This is a genomic window from Rudanella lutea DSM 19387 (assembly GCF_000383955.1).
In the GTDB taxonomy this organism is placed as follows: domain Bacteria; phylum Bacteroidota; class Bacteroidia; order Cytophagales; family Spirosomataceae; genus Rudanella; species Rudanella lutea.
This window is the reverse complement of record NZ_KB913013.1, coordinates 4021982-4040283: the sequence shown is the minus strand read 5'-3', so window position 1 is coordinate 4040283 and position 18302 is coordinate 4021982. Positions and strand designations below refer to the sequence as shown.

At 52.1% G+C, this 18302-nt stretch carries 13 protein-coding genes and 1 tRNA gene; 1 reads left to right on the top strand and 13 read right to left on the bottom strand.

The annotated features are described in order from the left end of the window. Positions 1-33 precede the first annotated feature (33 nt). From RUDLU_RS0116720 to RUDLU_RS0116665, 12 genes are all read right to left on the bottom strand, one after another. The gene (locus RUDLU_RS0116720; RefSeq protein WP_019989556.1) at positions 34-3120 is read right to left on the bottom strand and encodes a TAT-variant-translocated molybdopterin oxidoreductase; all 3087 of its coding nucleotides are present in this window, start codon (positions 3118-3120) and stop codon (positions 34-36) included. 22 nt (positions 3121-3142) lie between these two features. Beyond that, on the bottom strand, positions 3143-4483 hold the full coding sequence (locus RUDLU_RS0116715) for a c-type cytochrome (protein WP_027303144.1): 1341 nt from the start codon (positions 4481-4483) through the stop codon (positions 3143-3145). A 228-nt stretch (positions 4484-4711) separates the two neighbouring features. Then, a tRNA-Cys gene (locus tag RUDLU_RS0116710) sits at positions 4712-4782 on the bottom strand. Between the two features lie 179 nt (positions 4783-4961). Further along, positions 4962-6743: a 30S ribosomal protein S1 gene (gene rpsA / locus RUDLU_RS0116705; protein WP_019989554.1), complete on the bottom strand. Its 1782-nt coding sequence runs from the start codon at positions 6741-6743 to the stop codon at positions 4962-4964. Positions 6744-6998: 255 nt separating this feature from the next. Beyond that, on the bottom strand, positions 6999-7517 hold the full coding sequence (locus RUDLU_RS0116700; protein ID WP_027303143.1) for an HNH endonuclease: 519 nt from the start codon (positions 7515-7517) through the stop codon (positions 6999-7001). 128 nt (positions 7518-7645) lie between these two features. Next, a complete protein-coding gene (locus tag RUDLU_RS0116695) occupies positions 7646-9151 on the bottom strand; it encodes a tagaturonate reductase (RefSeq protein ID WP_027303142.1) in 1506 nt (501 codons plus the stop codon). 98 nt (positions 9152-9249) lie between these two features. Next, positions 9250-10587: an MFS transporter gene (locus RUDLU_RS0116690; RefSeq protein ID WP_019989551.1), complete on the bottom strand. Its 1338-nt coding sequence runs from the start codon at positions 10585-10587 to the stop codon at positions 9250-9252. Between the two features lie 155 nt (positions 10588-10742). Then, positions 10743-11828 (bottom strand): saccharopine dehydrogenase family protein, encoded by a 1086-nt coding sequence (locus RUDLU_RS0116685; protein ID WP_044130463.1) that lies wholly within the window; start codon positions 11826-11828, stop codon positions 10743-10745. Between the two features lie 59 nt (positions 11829-11887). Further along, positions 11888-13672, bottom strand: coding sequence for an ABC transporter ATP-binding protein (locus RUDLU_RS0116680; protein ID WP_019989549.1), 1785 nt, complete (start codon positions 13670-13672; stop codon positions 11888-11890). Between the two features lie 222 nt (positions 13673-13894). Continuing rightward, positions 13895-15109 carry a glycosyltransferase family 1 protein gene (locus RUDLU_RS0116675; protein WP_019989548.1) on the bottom strand — a complete coding sequence of 405 codons (1215 nt, stop codon included), beginning with the start codon at positions 15107-15109 and terminating at the stop codon, positions 13895-13897. A gap of 127 nt (positions 15110-15236) precedes the next feature. Further along, positions 15237-15638 (bottom strand): MBL fold metallo-hydrolase, encoded by a 402-nt coding sequence (locus tag RUDLU_RS0116670; protein ID WP_157580242.1) that lies wholly within the window; start codon positions 15636-15638, stop codon positions 15237-15239. Beyond that, complete coding sequence (locus tag RUDLU_RS0116665; protein ID WP_169578049.1) at positions 15598-16092, bottom strand: MBL fold metallo-hydrolase; 495 nt, start codon at positions 16090-16092, stop codon at positions 15598-15600. Before RUDLU_RS0116665 ends, RUDLU_RS0116670 begins: the two co-directional genes overlap by 41 nt. Before the next feature lie 36 nt (positions 16093-16128). Between RUDLU_RS0116665 and RUDLU_RS0116660 the strand changes: the two genes are divergently transcribed. Continuing rightward, a complete protein-coding gene (locus tag RUDLU_RS0116660) occupies positions 16129-17661 on the top strand; it encodes a M20/M25/M40 family metallo-hydrolase (protein WP_019989547.1) in 1533 nt (510 codons plus the stop codon). A gap of 31 nt (positions 17662-17692) precedes the next feature. On the opposite strand, the gene RUDLU_RS0116655 is transcribed toward RUDLU_RS0116660, so the two are convergent. Then, the gene (locus RUDLU_RS0116655) at positions 17693-18277 is read right to left on the bottom strand and encodes a Uma2 family endonuclease (protein WP_019989546.1); all 585 of its coding nucleotides are present in this window, start codon (positions 18275-18277) and stop codon (positions 17693-17695) included. Positions 18278-18302 lie beyond the last annotated feature (25 nt).

Here is an 18302-nt window from a genome sequence, read left to right as displayed (position 1 = left end):
TATCTCAATTAATTACGTTGGCTCACTTAAAAACTACGCTTGCGACTCCTGAACAGACTTCTGTTTCGGCTCTTCGTCTTTGTTACGAATCTTGGTCAGATACGAGATCTGTGGCCGAACGTTGATTTCTTCCAGTACGTGGAAAGCCCGCGACTCCAGTTCTGAAGCCAGTACTTTCGAAATTGTGCTTTCAGGATTGTTCATATCCCCAAACACAATTGCATTCGTTGGACAGGCCTGCGCACAGGCTGTCTGTACTTCGTCGGGCAACAACCGACGACGCTCTTTCTTTGCATTCAGCTTACCTTCCTGGATACGCTGCACGCAGAATGAGCACTTCTCAATCACACCCCGTGAACGTACGGTTACGTCTGGGTTGATGACCATCTTACCGAGGTCATTGTTGAAGTGGTAATCGAAGTTGTCGTTGTCGAAATATTTAAACCAGTTGAACCGGCGAACTTTGTACGGACAGTTGTTGGCACAATAACGCGTACCGATACAACGGTTGTACGTCATCTGGTTCAGACCTTCGGTGCTGTGCGTAGTAGCCAATACCGGGCAAACTGTCTCGCAGGGAGCGTTTGAGCAATGCTGGCAAAGCATCGGCATGAAGGTCACCTCTGGGTTAGCCGAGGCTACCTCCAGCGCTTTGTAATCGCCCTCTTCACCGTCGCTGCTGTAATACCGGTCGATACGCATCCAGTGCATTTCACGACGCATGATAACCTCGTCGCGGCCTACAACCTGAATGTTATTCTCTGAGTTACAACCTACCACGCAAGCGCCACAACCGATACACGAGTTCAGGTCGATCACCATACCCCATGAGTGGTTTGGCTTGCCATAACCATGCCACAGAGTAATGTCGGTGGCATCTACAGGTCCTTCTGATGTCTCAACCTTTGGAATGTAGCGACCAGCTAGTTTGTCTTTCTTGTAAGCTGCGAGCGTAGCCTCCTGCAACACCGCCCGGCGACCCATAACGGTCTCGTGCGTTTGCGTTTGTGCGATTTCACGCTTACCACTGGCTCCGTCTACTTTCGCATTGACGGCTACCATTGAGATGTTACCGTTTACGATGGAAGCAAGCGGATAGGCGTTTTTACCAACACCGGCAGCAGCGCGGCCAGCTTTTTCACGACCATAACCAATAGCTACACCAACCGTGTTGTCGGCCTGACCAGGCTGAACCAGAACAGGCACTTCGATAGCGGCTTTACCATCTACCGATATGCTAATCAGGTCGCCTTGCTCCCAGCCTTTCTCAGAAGCTGTTTTCTGAGAAACCATAGCGTAGTTATCCCAGCAGGCCTTCGTTACCGGATCGGGAAGTTCCTGAAGCCAGGGGTTGTTAGCCATAGCGCCTGTTCCAACACCAACTGACTCGTAAAGGGCCAATTCAATGTTGTTAGTGGGCCGATAGCGTTGCGCAATGGCTGAACCAGCAGGAGCAAGAGCAGCAGTATTGAATGAAGCACCCGAAGCAGTTGCTGCACCTTTGTTTGGCTCGAATACACCATCATTCAACGTCTGGATCCAGAATGCATCAAATGAAGCGAAGCCGCTTGCTTGTGGGTAATAGTTTGCCCGCCAGAAATTCTTCAGATAGGCCTGGAAGTCGTTTGGACGACCTGCCCACGTCAGCAAGCTCGATTGGAACTGACGCGTTTTGAAGATATGCGTGATAGCAGGTTGCGAGATGCTAAAGAAGCCACGCTTGGGCTCTGCATCGCCCCAGCACTCCAGGTAGTGAGGTGCGGGCGTGATGTACTTACACAATGATGCGGTTTCTTCTGCCCGATCAGCAAATGATACTGACAGAGCAATCTTTGGCAGAGCTTCGGCCAGTTCCGTACCCCGTGGGTGATCATAAACCGGGTTAGCACCAAAGAACAGAACGGCCTGAACAGCACCTGATTTAGCCTCATTGATAAAGGCATTCATCTGCTGGTCGTTACCCTGACGGTAGTTGAGTGGCGTACCCAGATCAATTGTAGTTCCGTAGCTACCCAAGAGGCTGTTCAGGGCGTTTACCACTACCTGGACATTCGGGTCATTTGAGCCACAAACAACCAGTGAACGACCGCGCGATGCCGCGAGGTCAGCGGCAGCTTTGTCAAGGTACTGAACTTCAACCGCTGATACGCCACCAATCGGAGAACCACCCAGCTTAGCAGCCACTTTGTTATAAAGGGCAGCCACAACCAGGCCTTCCTGTGATGGCTTGTAAGTACCGCGGTAGTCAGCGTTTGAACCTGTCATGCTCATTACCGTTTCGAATTGGTAATGACGCGACATGTCTTTCTTGTTAGCGCCTACTTTGCGGGTTTCAGCATACGGACGAGCAAACTCCAGAGGAGCTACCCATGTGCCGAGGAAGTCAGCACCGATGCTTACAATCGTTTGCGCCTGATCAAAACGGTACGAAGGAATTACCGCCTGCCCGAATGATGTCTGATTAGCCTGTACAATACCAAAAGAGGAGTTGGCATCGTACATGATATGGCGAGCTGTAGGAAACTTCGCCACGAAATCAGCCACTACAGCCTTAGTAGCCGGGCTCATGATCGTACCCGTAACAATACGGATAGCCCCACCACGACCAGCAACTGTATTCAACTGATTGATAATCTCACGGTCAGCCGTTGCCCAATCAATATCAGCCTCACCCCGCTTTGGACCTTTCAGTTTGTCAACATCATACAGTGACAGTACCGATGCCTGAACACGAGCAGTGGTACCCCCACGCGTGATGCTGGAAGCAGGGTTACCTTCAATCTTGATCGGCCGTCCTTCCCGGGTTTCAACCAACACTGCCGCGTAGTCACCACCTTCAGTAAAGGTAGACGCGTAGTAGTCAGAGATTGACGGAAATGTAAATTCAGGCTTATTAAGGTACGGTATTGCTTTCCGAACGGGTGCTTCGCAGGCTGCCAGTGAGACAGCAGCCATACCAAAGCCCATTGCTTTTAAGAAATCACGGCGTTGGGGGTTATCACCAAGCAGGTCTTCTTGAGTAGTCGCATTATTGAACTCAGTATTTGCGTTTTTTACAAACTGAGCATCATTCCGCAACTCTTCAACACCTTTCCAATACCGTTTAGTCGTATTCTCCATGTGTAATTGAATGAAAATCGAGTTAGTAGTGGCACTTTGAACACTCAAGGCCACCGATATTGGCTACTTTAAGTGGCTCCTTTGTCTCTTTGGCGTGCAGCGCAACGAGCTTATCGTAGTAAGCGTTGTCTTTGGTGTTAACCTCCGTTTTCCGGTGGCAATCGATACACCAGCCCATTGTCAAAGATGACCGTTGCTCAACCACTTCCATCTTCTCAATTTCACCGTGGCAAGTCTGGCACTGAATGTTGCCGACGTTCACGTGTTGAGCGTGGTTAAAGTAAGCCAGATCAGGCAGGTTGTGAACCCGGATCCATTCGATAGGGCGATTTTCCTCGATAGCCGTGTAAATCTTCTGGATTTCAGGCGACTCTTTCTTAATCACACCATGGCAGTTCATACAAATGTTAGCCGCCGGAATAGTGGCCGACTTACCTTTGTTTACACCCGTATGGCAGTAGTTACAGTCGATCTGATACTGACCAGCGTGCAGCTTGTGTGAGTACTGAATCGGCTGCTTTGGTGCATATCCCTGATGAATACCGACACTGTACGTACCATCAACTACCTCTTTGGCTACAACCAGAACAAACAGCCAAACCACAATAGAGCGGATAGTCGGATTGTTGATTGTGTTCGACAAGCCTTTCCGAAGACGCTCGCCCAGTGAAGCTACCGGAGCTCCACCTTCGACCGTTGTTCCGGTTGTCTGAACGGCTTTCGAGAGAATGGTTACGATAACCAGCAGCACACCCAGTACAAGCAGCATCACTACCAGGAGAGCTACCAGTACAAGAGTAAACAGGTTTGATGGCGAACCACCGCCGTTCTCGGCTGAGGCACCGGCACCACCCCGATCTTGTGCTTGCCCTTCGCCACCAACAGCGGCTGCTGCGGGGGCACCGGCTGAATCTACATAATCCAGAATGCTCTTGATGTCGTCGTCCGTCAGGTTCGGAAAATTCGACATCTGGATTTTGTTGTATTTGTTGAATACCTGAACGCCATAGGCATCACCAGAAGCGATTACCGCCGACGAATTGCGAATCCACTTATACAACCAATCCTCACCGGGAGTCCGTTGCCGAACGCCTTTCAGGCCCGGTCCAACGACAACTTCATCTGTAACAGCGTGGCACTGAGCACAGTTATTATTAAACAGCCCCTTGCCTTTTTCGACGTCACCACCGCCACTTGCTGGGGCGGGTGTTGCTGCCGCCGGACCACCACCGGCTGCCGCTGCCGAGTCCTGTGCGTTCACTTGACCACCGTTCAATAACAATGTCAGTGATAGAGTTAACACCCCACAAAACCTCGACAAACGACTCGTTTTCAATGATTTATTTAGTGAATTGTTATACATATTGCTCACCAATTTTTATTGGCACACAAAAGTAATGCACGATTGCTGTTTACCCAAACGTTCACTTTTGATATTTTGAGCCCTGTTTTAATTTATACGGGGTCTAAGCTCAACGCTGGAATAACCGTATGTTCAATAATTTTTGTTTAGAAAAACCAAACAAACTTCACACATTGACTATACAGAAAAAGCCCCGCCTAAACCTCTTAGTTTAAGCGGGGCTTTATGAGGTTCCGAGCGGATTCGAACCGCTGTACGAGCTTTTGCAGAGCTCTGCCTAGCCACTCGGCCACGGAACCATTTTGGGTCTCAAACAAGCCTTTTGACCTGTTTGGACTGCAAACATAGGAAAAAATCAGACACTAAGAAACCTCACTTTTTAAATTTCCTTACGGGAAACCACTAACTCCCTTGTTAAGAGGCAGAAAAAAGGCCAACGAGAGATTCCCGTTGGCCTTTTTATATAGACAGCTATAACTTAGTTGCGGCCTTCCATTTGCTCTTTCAACGCAGCAAGGGCGTCGAGGTCACCAAGCGTAGCACCCCGCTCCGGCTGTGAAGACGCTGATGAAGCTGGCTTCGAAGCCTTAGGCTTGCTTTCCCGCTTCGGCTCATCTTTCTCCTGCCAGGTACGCGTATGCGACAGCATGATCCGCTTTTCGTCTTTCGAGAACTCCGTAACTTTGAAGTCGAGCGACTCGCCTACTTCGGCTACCGTACCATCTTCTTTGGCCAGGTTACGCAGGGTCGAGAACCCTTCGATACCGTATGGCAATTCCATGGTAGCGAGTTTGTCGTTTTTGCTCAGAACCGTGCAACGGTGTACCGAACCTACTGAGAACAGATCTTCGAACGTATCCCATGGGTTCTCTTCCAGTTGCTTGTGGCCCAACGCCAGACGACGGTTTTCAATATCCAGCTCCAGTACGACTACTTCCAGGTCTTCACCTACCTTGATGAAATCAGAGGGGTGCTTCACTTTCTTAGTCCACGACAGATCGGATACGTGAACCAGACCATCGATACCTTCTTCGAGTTCGAGGAAGAGACCGAAGTTGGTCAGGTTACGAACGATACCTTTGTGACGGCTGCCTACGGCGTACTTCTCGCGGATGTCCGGACGAGTCCAGGGATCTTCGGTCAGTTGCTTGATGCCAAGTGACATTTTGCGCTCCTGACGGTCGAGGGTCAGGACAACAGCTTCTACTTCGTCGCCCACTTTCAGGAACTCCTGTGGGTTACGCAGGTGCTGCGACCATGACATTTCTGATACGTGGATCAGACCCTCTACGCCCGGCATGATTTCGAGGAAGGCACCGTAGTCGGCTACATTCACGATTTTGCCTTTCACCCGTGAACCAACCTGAATTTCGGCGGCCAAAGCATCCCAGGGGTGAGCCTGAAGCTGCTTCATACCGAGCGAAATCCGCTTCTTGTCTTCGTCGAAGTCGAGTACCACCACGTTGACACGCTGGTCGAGGTGCAGCACCTCCGACGGATGGTTGATACGACCCCACGAGATATCCGTGATGTGCAACAGACCGTCGACACCGCCGAGGTCGATAAACACACCAAAGTTGGTCATGTTCTTGATCACACCTTCCAGTACCTGACCTTTCTCGAGGTTGTTCAGGATCTGGGCGCGCTGTGCTTCGAGGTCTTTTTCGATCAGTACTTTGTGCGATACGACTACGTTGTCGTTCGCATAGTTGATCTTAACAACTTTAACCTCCATTTTCTTGCCAACGAACACGTCGAAATCACGGATCGGCTTCACGTCGATCTGCGAACCTGGCAAGAACGCTTCAATGCTGTAAATATCAACGATCAGACCACCCTTAGTCCGGCGCTTCACGAAGCCATCGATAACGAGGTCTTCGTCCAGAGCCCGCTGGATTTTCTGCCATGCCGTAATGACTTTCGCCTTCTTGCGCGACAGAACCAGCTGACCATTGGGGTCTTCCTGATTCTCAACGTACACTTCTATTTCATCACCCATCTTCAGATCTGGCATATCCCGGAATTCTGAAGCAGGTACCAACCCATCCGACTTAAATCCGATGTTCAGGATAATCTCGCGGTCGGTAATGCCAACCACGGTACCCGTCACAACCTCTTTCTCGTTCACCTGCGACAGTGTGTTGCCGTAGAGTTCTTCCATCCGGCTGCGTTCTTCAGCCGTGTACCCGCTACCGAATCCTCTGTTGTCTGCAAGATCCCAATCAAATGCAGGCAGTTCGCGTTGCTGCGTTTTGCTCATAAAAATTTAGTTGCTTGACCCGCTCAATACATCTACCCGTGGGCCAAATGGCGGATAGATTTTTAGTTTGACTTAATTTTTAAAAAGGACTGCAAAGGTAATCAAAATATATCGGACAAAAGTTTCGGACGGCCAAAAACTGTTTGATTTTGTGAGTTTTGAGTCTCGAACCGGCCCGACAACAAACCGCCCGGACAGGGTTGTCTGTCCGGGCGGCTGCATTGGCTCGGTCGGGAGCCTGTTAACCAGTTGATATCAATCGTAAATCCGTTCTCGCTTGCTGACCAGAAATGGCATCCAGCTCGCATCTACGGTTCCCGAAAAGTCGCGGAGAAACATCAGGAAGGAGGGCTTGAAAGGACGTTGCCGGAGCTTCATGTTGGCCTCTTCGGGAGTGTAATCCCCTTTGCGCGAGTTACACCGTTTGCAGGCCGTAGCCAGATTATCCCAATTGGTTTTGCCTCCGCGCGACTTGGGTTGTACGTGGTCGAGGGTCAAGTCTTCATGCGTGCCGCAGTACTGACACCGATGCCCGTCGCGTTTGAAGATATTCTGACGGGTTAGCATGACCCCTTTGTAGGGCAGATTGATGTACCGGTGGAGTCGGATTACCGTTGGCATCGGAAATTCGTCTCGAACGGTGTGTAGCTTGTACAAGTCAGATTCGGCGACCAGTTCGGCTTTGTTAAGGTAGACGAGCAAAAATGCCTTAGGAACGGAACAGATGCTCAATGCGCTGTAATCTTGGTTTAAGATTAATACTTTCCTGCCCATATCTCGTTTAAATCTCCTCTGTTTTGTAGCAATTTAGCGAGTTATCCACATTTCCACAAGTGCCGTATGGGTTAATTTATTTACGGTGTTAAATAAAAAAGCCACCTCATCAGAGAGGTGGCTTCGGTTTACTTAAGTTGTTGTGCCAGAGTATTCTCGACGCCTTCTGTCAGCATTTGATGCAGTAGGCTGCTCACCGCTTCGGCAAAGCCCGGCCATTGGGTCAGATCAACCTCCCAGAGGCCTTTATCGCTCAGAACAGCATCGACAAACTGCCGCACCGAAGTCTCCGAACCGGCTTCCACATTGCGCCAGTGTTCGTCGAAGTACGTAGCCTTGTCATCGCGCAGTGGGTAAGTTAATATGCCACCGTTTACGTTAGCTTCGGCCACGTACCCATCATCGGTTTTCCGGGCGGGTTTCATGAAGAGCAGATAGCCCGCAAAACCCGTTGCCATAAGCTTAGGCACCGTATTGAATTTCTCGTAGTAACGCCCGATAGTAGCTACGTTACGCGCCTGCATTTTGGCGGTTTGGTGCAGGGTAATATTCAGGAGCAAATGCTCGATGTACGGGTTACTAAACCGATCAATTACATCCTTACCGAATTGGAGTACAGCGTCGGGCCCCATGTTCTCTCCCATACCCTGCGGCACGGTCGGTACAATCTCGTCGAGCATCAGGCGCTCAATAAACTGTGCGGTGAGCGCATTCTGCATGTTTTCGCTCACGGTCTCGTTACCCATCAGGTAGCAGATCGGGGTTGTAAACGAGTGGGTACCGTTGAGCAAGCGGAGTTTACGCTCGCGATAGAACGTGATGTCTTCGTCGATAATGACACCGGGGTTAACCTGAGCGAACGACAGGATTTCACGCACACGCTCGTCGCCTTCAATGGCCCACAGATTGTACGGTTCGGCCACGGTCAGCAGATCGTCTTCGTAACCAGTCTTCTGGGCCAGATACTGTCGGGCTTCGGTATCGGGCTTACCGGGCACGATCCGGTCGACGAGTGAGTTACAAAACCGAACGTGAAACTTAAGCCATTTCGAGAACAGTTTGCCTAACTCATTATACCGGGCCAGTTTCTCCACCATCTCGCGGAGCTTGAGCCCGTTATCAGTGACCAGCTCCGTCGGAATGACCACCAACCCACGATTACGAGAGCCGCCTACGTCCTTAAAACGTTCGTACAGAAACGCCGTCAGCTTGGCCGGAAACGACTTCGGTGGGTTTTGAAAAATACTCTCCTCTACATAGGTCAGCCCTACTTCGGTGGTGTTCGAGATAATCACCTGAAGTGTGGGGCTTTTGGCAATTTGCAGAATATCTTTCCACTCCGACTGGGCCGACAACACCCGGCTTACCGCCGTAACCGTGGTAATCTCTTCAACAGACTGCCCCTGCTGGATACCCCGGACAGCTACTGTGTACAGGTTATCCTGCGCGGCAAAGCCATCCGTTTTTCCGTCGGTAGACTTTACAATGGCAATTGAGCCTTCAAAAATGCCTTGTTTATTGGCTTTATCGATGTAAAAATCGGGCAATGCACGTAACAAAACGCCGGTTCCAAACTGCAGTACACGTTCGGGGTACGTGCTTGCGTTGTACGTGCTGCGATTCAATGCTGGCATAATACGGGTAAAAGTTATCGGTAATCAGTAAACAATGGTTGATGGGTACACTTCGGGGGTTACCCAGCCCGCTCTCACAAAGAAATCTATCGGTAAGCCTAGACCAGTACTTCTTCGATCTCCTCGGCCCGAACAGGTTCAAGCCGGGGTAAGATCAGGTGAATAATCACCAGGGCTACCAGATACGCACAACTGGCAATAATGAACATGGGCAAATATCCAAAATTGGTAATGATACGACCCGCCAGAAAAGCCAGCAGAATACCACCAATTGCGCCAAACATGCCGCCAATACCCGTTACGGAAGCAACCACCGAACGCGGAAACAGATCGGACGCAAACGTGTACATGATGGCAGCCCAGCCCTGATGCGCAGCCGTGGCGAGGGCAATCAGCCCAATAGCAACGGTCAGGCTGTTAGTTTGGGCAGCCGCAAAAATTGGCACCACGCACAAGGCACAAATAAGCATAGTGGTTTTGCGCGCGTGGTTGGCCGACCACCCCCGGTTCATCAACTGCGTGGCAAGCCAGCCGAAAAACACACTACCCGCATCCGACACGACGTAGATAATCAGAAACGGTATGCCAAATGATTTCAGATCCAGTTTGTGGTCTAAGGCCGCATTGGAATTGAAAAAATCGGGGAGCCAGCTCATGTAAAACCACCAGATTGGATCGGCCATAAACTTGCCTACCGCAAACGCCCAGGTTTGTTTGAACGTCAGCAACTTCCCCCACGATACTTTGAGCGTGGCCTCTTCGGTGGCATCACTGTGGATGTAGGCCAGCTCTTCGCGACTGAGTTTGGGGTTTCGCTCGGGCTTGGAATAGGTAAACCACCAGAACCCAAACAGGAAAAAACCCAGAACCCCCGTCACGAAAAACGAGCTACGCCAACCGTAGTTAGTAATCAGGTATGGTACCAACAGTGCTGTCAGAATAATGCCTACGTTGGAACCGGCATTGAAGAGGCCGTTGGCAAACGACCGCTCCCGACGCGGAAACCATTCCGATACCGTTTTAACCGACGAGGGAAAGTTAGCCGCTTCGCCCAGACCCAGCAACGCCCGCACACTTATGAGGCCTCGCACGGAACTCACAAAGCCCGTCATGACCCCGGCAATGCTCCAGATGATGATGCCCAACGAAAACCCGCGTTTGGTGCCTATCTTATCAATAAGCCAGCCGATTACGATAAACCCAATGGCGTAGGCAAACTTAAAAGCGGCATCCACATCCCCGTAACTGATTTTGAACCGGTCGATGGCGCCGGGGGTTAATATTTCATCGGGGCCCAGACCCAGCATTTCCTTGCGGAAAAGCTCGTCGGTCATCGTGAACGATAGCACTTGCCGGTCGATGTAATTAATCGTTGTTGCAATAAATAGGAGCGTAACGATGCGCCAACGAAAATTACCCGGTGAAGCTGGTTGCATGAAGCGGTCTAAAAGTAAGTATTAGGCAGAAAAGAGTATCAGGGGCCCAATATACCGTTGCAGAGCCGTTTCATCGACATTAGCTATTCATTTGGGAAGAAAGTAAAAAGCCACCCCGATGGAGTGGCTTTGGCAATCAAACCTGTTTTGTGGGTTTATAAAGCTACGCCCTGCGGCTTGTGAGCGGCTTCGAACAAGCTGCCGTTGCGTGTTTGCAAAAGACCATCGAGAGAGATATCCTCCTGCTTGATAAAGCCCTGCTGCGGCAATTGACCATCGGCCACCATTTCAACCACGGCCGCTACCGAGGCCGCCGTCGTCCACGAAATAGCCCGCCAACGCTGCCCCTCCACCGTGATGGGGTAATACGCATGACTGAACTCCTCGCGCTTGAGATGGCCATCTTTCCAGCCTTCAACTACGGCGTACACGTACACCACGTCGTCCTGCACAGGCGGTTTGGCTTCAGTCAGGATTTGCTCAACCAACTCGCGCTTGTCTTTCAGGATCAATTCGTACAAAAGGAACCGCATCAGCCGACAGTGACCGGGGTAACGCATGGTTTTGTAGTTGAGCGTATCAACCTGCCCGGCATAGGTCTCACACATGGTGCCCAAACCGCCGGAAGTCGAGAAAGCCTCCATTTCCATGCCGTTGAAGTTGATCACTTCCAGGCCTTCGAGCGCGGGCACCCACTTGCGAACCCCGTTGTGAATCACCTCGCAATCATTAATGTACTCGTTGATAACCCCGGCCGGCGACCAGGTAAACGAGTACCCAAGCAAGCCATTCGGGTTTTGCGGCAGCGCGCCCACCCGCAGTTCAATGTCGCGAAGCCGGTCGAACCGGCGACTCAAATCGGCGCCAATAATGCCAATGTAACCCGGTGCCAGCCCGCACTGCGGAGCCATCACGGCCGTACTCGTTTCGGCCATTACCCGGATCGCTGTGGTGGTCGGAACGTCTTCGGTCAGGTCAAAATAATGAACGCCCAGCCGGTGAGCCGCCTGCGCAATGGGCAGGTTGAGCGAGTAAGGCAGGCAGGATACTACGGCATCGAAGCCCTGAAGAATGTTTCCGAATGCATCGACATCGGTAATGTCGGCTTCGAGTGTGGGGAAGGGAAGGTTGGCGTAGGCGGGTTTTTGTTTGTCTAAGCCCGTAACGCTGAATCGGCGGCCCAATAGCACGCCAACCAGCGATCCGACTTTGCCCATGCCTACCACCAGTACGTTTTGAATCATGTTACTGAGATGAAGGTGCGGAGCAAAATACAAAAATTTTACGGCTTGGTCATACATCAGGCCGCTTCGGCCAACTCCGAACGCTCCTGCTGGTGTCGCCACATTTCGCTAAAAATGGGGCTATGCTGGCGCAGATACATAAACGTACCCTCATCAACTACATGTCCATTGCGCATAATGTAGATGTAATCGAACATCGGGAGCAGATGCAGCCGGTGCAAAGTCGAGACCACGGCTTTGTCCGCAAACTCCTCCAGCAATTTGTGGTAAATATCAAACTCGGTTTTGGGGTCTACGCTACTCGTTGGCTCATCAAGTAGCACGATGTCGCTACTACGGGCGGCCAATACCCCGCGCGCCAGAGCCAGGCGTTGTTTCTGCCCGCCCGACAGGTTCACGCCCTTCTCCTGGATAAAGGTTTGTAAGCCCTGCGGCAACATACCTACAATTTCGGCAAACCGCGCCGACTCGCAGGCGGCCAACACCTCGTCCTCATCGAACGGCAGGCCAAGCGTGATGTTGTACGCTACGGTATTCTCAAAGATTTCGGGTTCCTGCGGAAACAAGGTCACCGTGTTGGCAATCAGATCCAGACCAGCCTGCTGCTCACCATCGACTACCACACGTACCGCCGGATCGGGAGCGTACAACCCGCGCAACAGGGTCAACAGGGTGCTTTTGCCGCTACCGCTTTCGCCAATCAGCGCCACCCGACGGCCGCGCTCGATATGAATGGCGACATCCTGCAAACCGGCCCGCCGACGCACCAGCCCCGGCACGAAGCTATGCGAAAAATTGAGCCCACTGATGTCGATCGTTTGCCAGTTGTCCGGCAGTTCGGCAACGAGCTCGGGCCGCTCATTCCGGCTGAACGCTTCGCTAATCCCCTTGGCCGTTTCTACGTCGGTATTGTACTGCACAATTTGAGTGTACTGCCAGGCCACATCGACAAACACGCTCGTGAAGTTGTTTACGTAGCCAATCAGGGCCACCAGCCCACCTACGTAGAACACGGTACCGGGTATATAATTCTGCCATACGTACCCCATTGTGATAACAGCATAAATGGTTGCTACCAGCATACTGGCCACAAACCATTTCCATTCGTTGATGCGGATATTTTGCCGAAAGGGCCCAAAGGTGTCAAGCACTTTCCCCATGAGACTGCCCTGCATCTGCTTTTCGAGCCGTAGGGTTATGACCGTGATAATGTTCGACAGGCTATCGAAGAGGGTCGACGCCACAATGTGTTCGCGTTCGTTGGTTTCCTCCAGCGTTCGGATAAACGGCTTGTCGAACGTCATAATCACCCAAACAGTAAGCACTCCCAAAGCTACCCCTACCAACCCAAAAGCAGGCGAGAAGTAAAGCATAGCACTAAACGAAAACACACATTTGAGCAAGGTGTGCAGATACGTGAACCCGCTCTGAAAAAAGAGTTTCAGAGCATCGTAAGCTTTCCGAATCCGGTTGATGGTAGCCCCGCTATGGTGCTCTTTGTGCCAGCGGACGGGCAAATGCAGGGTCTGATGATATAGCTCTTCGAGGAAGTTCTGGCTTACATGAAACGCCACCTCGCGCTCCAGAATACGGGCCGGCCCATGAAACGCCCACTCGGCCAGTTTGAGGGTCATAAAACCACCCAGATACCAGCCGCAAACCGTCAGAACCGATGCGTTGTGCGCCTGAATCTGATTGATAAACCAGCCAAACAACAATGGGTGAAGCGCCCCAATCACATTGGCGCACAAGAACAAAGCGTACACCAGTAAATACCGGCGTTTTTGTTGCCGGGCATACTGCCACGCCGTACGCAACAACGAAACATAGGGATTTTTCATAACAAGCTACAGCGGCTACTCCATAGGGGTAGTTCCACGCAAAGTTGGCAATAAACCCATTACCCCAACTACACTCTATCCCGCTAATAGGCTTGTTTAAGCAAAGTTTAACCCACTTGGGGCCAAAACAAAGAAATGGCGCACCGACCGCGTATCGGAAGCTCTGATTGTCAGGCTTTCGGTACGCGGTCGATGCGCCACACGCTAACGCAACAGATATCCTTACTGCTCAAACGGAATCTGTACCTGCGCGTTGATATGGCGGCACATTTCGTTCCAGGTTTTGTTCCACGAGCTTTCGGCCAGCAAATCGTCGATACCAGCCCAATCGGTCGGATGATGACCGTTTAGCGCCCGCTCAATGGCCTTCTCGAAAGCCTCGGCGGTGTCGGCAATCTGCGCAAAGCCGGGCGCTCCGTAGGTCCGAATCACGTCGCGAATGGGGGTAGATACCACCGGCAAACCCGCTGAGAGATATTCTGGAGTCTTGGTAGGACTGATAAACCGGGTCGACTCGTTCAGGGCAAAGGGCAAAATGGCCACATCCCAGTTGCTGAAGTAATTCGGCAACTGCTTATAGTCTTTCATGCCGAGGTAGTGAATGTTGGCCCCCTGTGGCAAACTGGCCGGGTCTATTTTCACTACGGGACCCAGCATCACAAACTGCCACTGCGGCCGACGGCGGGCCACTTCGGCAATCAACTCCCGGTCGAACCGCTCGTCGATAACCCCACTAAACCCGATACGCGGGTGCCCAATCGACCGCTGATCGTCGGGGTCGGGTTGTTTGGCGCGGGCCGCTGAGAAGTGCGAATGGTCAATGCTGCTCGGAAAGGCATACACGGCTTCATGCCGGTCGCGTTTAGCTTCGTACAGGCTGTAGCCACCCGTAAACACGAGACCGGCCTGTGTGAGCAGTTCCTTTTCTTTATCAATCAGCTCGCGGGGAGCGCCCAAAAACGCCGACAGCTCATCCATGCAATCGTACACTGTTAGACTGGGGCGCAGGTGATCGGTAAAATTCAGGGCCATAGGCGTGTAATACCAGGCCACATAGTCGGTCAGTTTTTCGCGTTCAATCAGTTCATCAACCAATTGCCGCTGGTACTGGATCACCTCGTCGTGCGTGAGGCCATGCGGCAAATGGGGCACCACAATCTGCAAATCGTCGGCCTGCTTACACAGCGAAATACAGAGCTCATTTCCCCAAATTGGCTCTTCAATAAAATAAACGTTGAAATCCTTACTCGCCCGACTCATGATATGCTGCGGCCGCTGGTACACGAAGTTCCAACGCAAATGAGAGAAACAGATAAGAGCCTGCTTCTGAGCCTTGGGGGATGTAGCAGCAGGTACAACAGGATTAACCAGTTTAGACTCGGCACGTTCGACGAGTTCGCTGGCAGAATTAGAACCTAAGTATTCCGGGATCTTCATGAGCGGTAATCGATTAAGAGGACATTCAGCAGGAGGCCGCTAAACAAGCCAGGGTAACAGAAGATTAGTTAACGTATAGGTATAACCTACTACTGTTTCCTTTGTTAATCGTGCTCTATTTTACCGATTAAGCGGTCCTACCTACCGGTAAGTCGATCTGACCGTTACCCTCCAGCACTGACCGAACGACGTAATCGGCCCCTACATCATTCTGGGTAAACAGCTTCACGGCCCACTGCTCGCGCAGGCCCGCTACCTTCACCAGCGCCTGCCCCCGCACTCCCCGGTCATACGCCTGCTGTACCCGACCCACGATGTCTTCGAGGTATTGTAGCTTTTGCCGAACCGCCGTTTTACCGTGTTTCAGAACCGGGTTATGCCCGCAGAAAACGGTGTCGAAATCGTACTGCAGCACCCGCCGGGTCGATTCGATCATTTGGTGGATGTTTTCGCCCCGGCGGAAGATTTTAAGCTTACCCACATAAAAATCACCGGCAAACAACCAGCCTTCGTTCGGTTCGAGCAGCACATGATGATCGTCGGAGTGGCGGTGTCAGCATTGGCCGAAGCCCGTACGGCCCCACCGAAATAACCTCCGGAAGCGGCTGTACCGTAACCCCAACCTCAGCCGAGCAGGGGTCAATAGCCCCGAACCAGAACTGTTCGTAGGCGAGCAATGGAAACGACGCCCGGATACGCTCGGCGGTGATGGTGCCGGTGAGCACCGGAGCCTCATGCGCACGCGCCAAAGCGGCCACATTGCCCGAATGATCTTCGTGAAAATGGGTCAGAATAATCTGCCGGATGGGCTTCGGCCGGAAGGTAGCCAGCACATCGGCCTGGCAGTGCCGTTGCCCGGTGTCAATCAGAGTATCGTGCAGATAATAACACCATACCGGAAACGGCTTGACGAATCGAACCGGAGAATAGCCAAACTGATACCCTTCAACAGGGCCGTGATGAAGCGTTGAGCGAATGCGCATAGAGCAAAATTCGGCGAACGGTTCGTAATTTCCGTCATGAAACATGCACTACTTGTACTGACTACCCTGGCGGCCTTGTCGGTGCGCGCACAGGCCCCAACCACAAGCCAACTGCAGGCCATTACCCAAAAACACATTCGGCAGTCGTACGCTGATTTGCAGGCACTGTTGCGTATCCCGAACAATGCGCATATCGAGGGGCAGATGCAACCCAATATCGACTGGCTACGGCAGGCCTTCGAGCAGCGAGGCTTTCGGGTATCCTTGCTCAACACCCCATCGAACCCGTTGATTCTGGCCGAGAAGCCTCTTTCAGCACCAATAAAAACCCAAACCGGACAGCCTAAAACCCTGCTGCTATACATGCACTTCGACGGGCAACCGGTAGTACCCGCCCAGTGGCAACAACCCGACCCTTACGAGCCGGTGCTAAAACAACGTAACCCCGACGGCAGCTGGACCCCGCTCGACTGGACCCGTCTCCAGACCGAGAACGCATCGCCCGACTGGCGAATTTTTGGCCGGTCCTCCTCCGACGACAAAGGCCCCATCGCCATGTTGCTGGCGGCTCTGACCGCGCTGGAAAAAGAGAAAATTCCGCAACGCTACAATCTGAAGGTGATTTTGGATAGTGAAGAAGAGATTGGTTCTCCGCACCTCGCTCAAACCGTTCAGGCCCATAAAGACGAACTCGCAGCCGACTTGCTGCTGGTCATGGACGGAGGGCGGCACCTCTCCAACCTGCCTACCCTGATTTACGGTTGCCGGGGCATCGCCACCGTTACGCTCACTACCTACGGCCCACGTGGCCCTCAGCATAGCGGGCATTACGGCAATTACGCCCCCAACCCGGCCCTACGCATGGCGCAACTGCTGGCGAGCATGAAAGACGAAGATGGCCGCGTGACTATTCCGGGGTATTACGACGGAATTACCATTGATCCCAAAGCGGCTCAGATTATGGCCGCCGTTCCCGACGACCCGGCTCAGATCGCCAAAACAGTGGGCTTTGCCACTCCTGACAAGGTGGGACGCAACTACCAGGAAGCCTTGCAGTATCCGTCGCTCAATATTCGGGGTTTGCAGAGTGCCTACGTGGGTAAGCAGGCCGGCACGGTAATTCCCGACCGGGCCGTTGCGGAGCTGGACCTGCGGCTGGTGCCCGAAACAGACCCGGCGCGGCTGATTGGCCTGGTCCGTCAGTACATCCAACGTAAAGGGTACACCATTCTGGACCATGAACCTACCGAAGCCGAACGGATGCAGTACCCCAAACTCATTCAACTACAAAGCAGCGGTGAGATGTTGCCGTTTCGGACCGAAATCGGTATTCCCGAAGATGTCTGGCTCACGCGGGCTATGGTGCGGGCCTTCGGGCGCGAGCCAGTCAAAATTCGGATGACAGGCGGTTCAGTGCCTATTGTTCCGTTTCTTCGGACGCTCAATATCCCCGCTATTCATGTCCCGATGGTTAATCTGGACAATAACCAACATGCCCCCAACGAAAACCTGCGGCTGGGTAACTACGTTGAAGGCGTAACAACCTGGCTGGCTATTCTAACAAATTAAAGGGAGATGAGGAATAGTGGAGGTTTGCGACCTACAACCCCAAAACTTCCTTTACGTTCAGCGTAAACCCAATTAGTACATCTTCGCCAGAGAGTGTTTGGCCGAAGGGAACCTCTTCAGGGACTTGATTTGGGCGGTAGACGATAGTTGTCTGCTCCTGCGTATCTACCAGCCATGCCAGGCGAACACCGTTGGCAAGCCATTTATTCATTTTTGCTTTCAACTCCGCCAAACCATCTGATTCAGAACGAACTTCGATGACGAAGTCCGGCGTGACTGGAGCAAATTTTTTCAGTTGCTCTGCCGTAACGGTTGCGAGTCGCTCATTGCTCACCCAACCTACATCCGGTGCGCGCATGGAGTTGTCGGGCAGTTTATAACCGCCATTAGAATCGGACACACGGCCTGCTTTTGTCTTGCGGTTCCAAACGCTGGTCTCCGTCTGTAGCTCGTTGTTTACGAAACTTGATTCTAATCCGGTAGGTGGCATAATGATGATTTGACCGTTTTCATCGCGCTCAATACGTAATTCAGGATTTGCTGCGCAGAAATCGTACAGCTCATCGTCGGAGAAAATATCTATCCGTCGGGGTATCTGAAGAGTGATCGCTTGCATAACTGTCTGTCCTTTTACCAAAGAT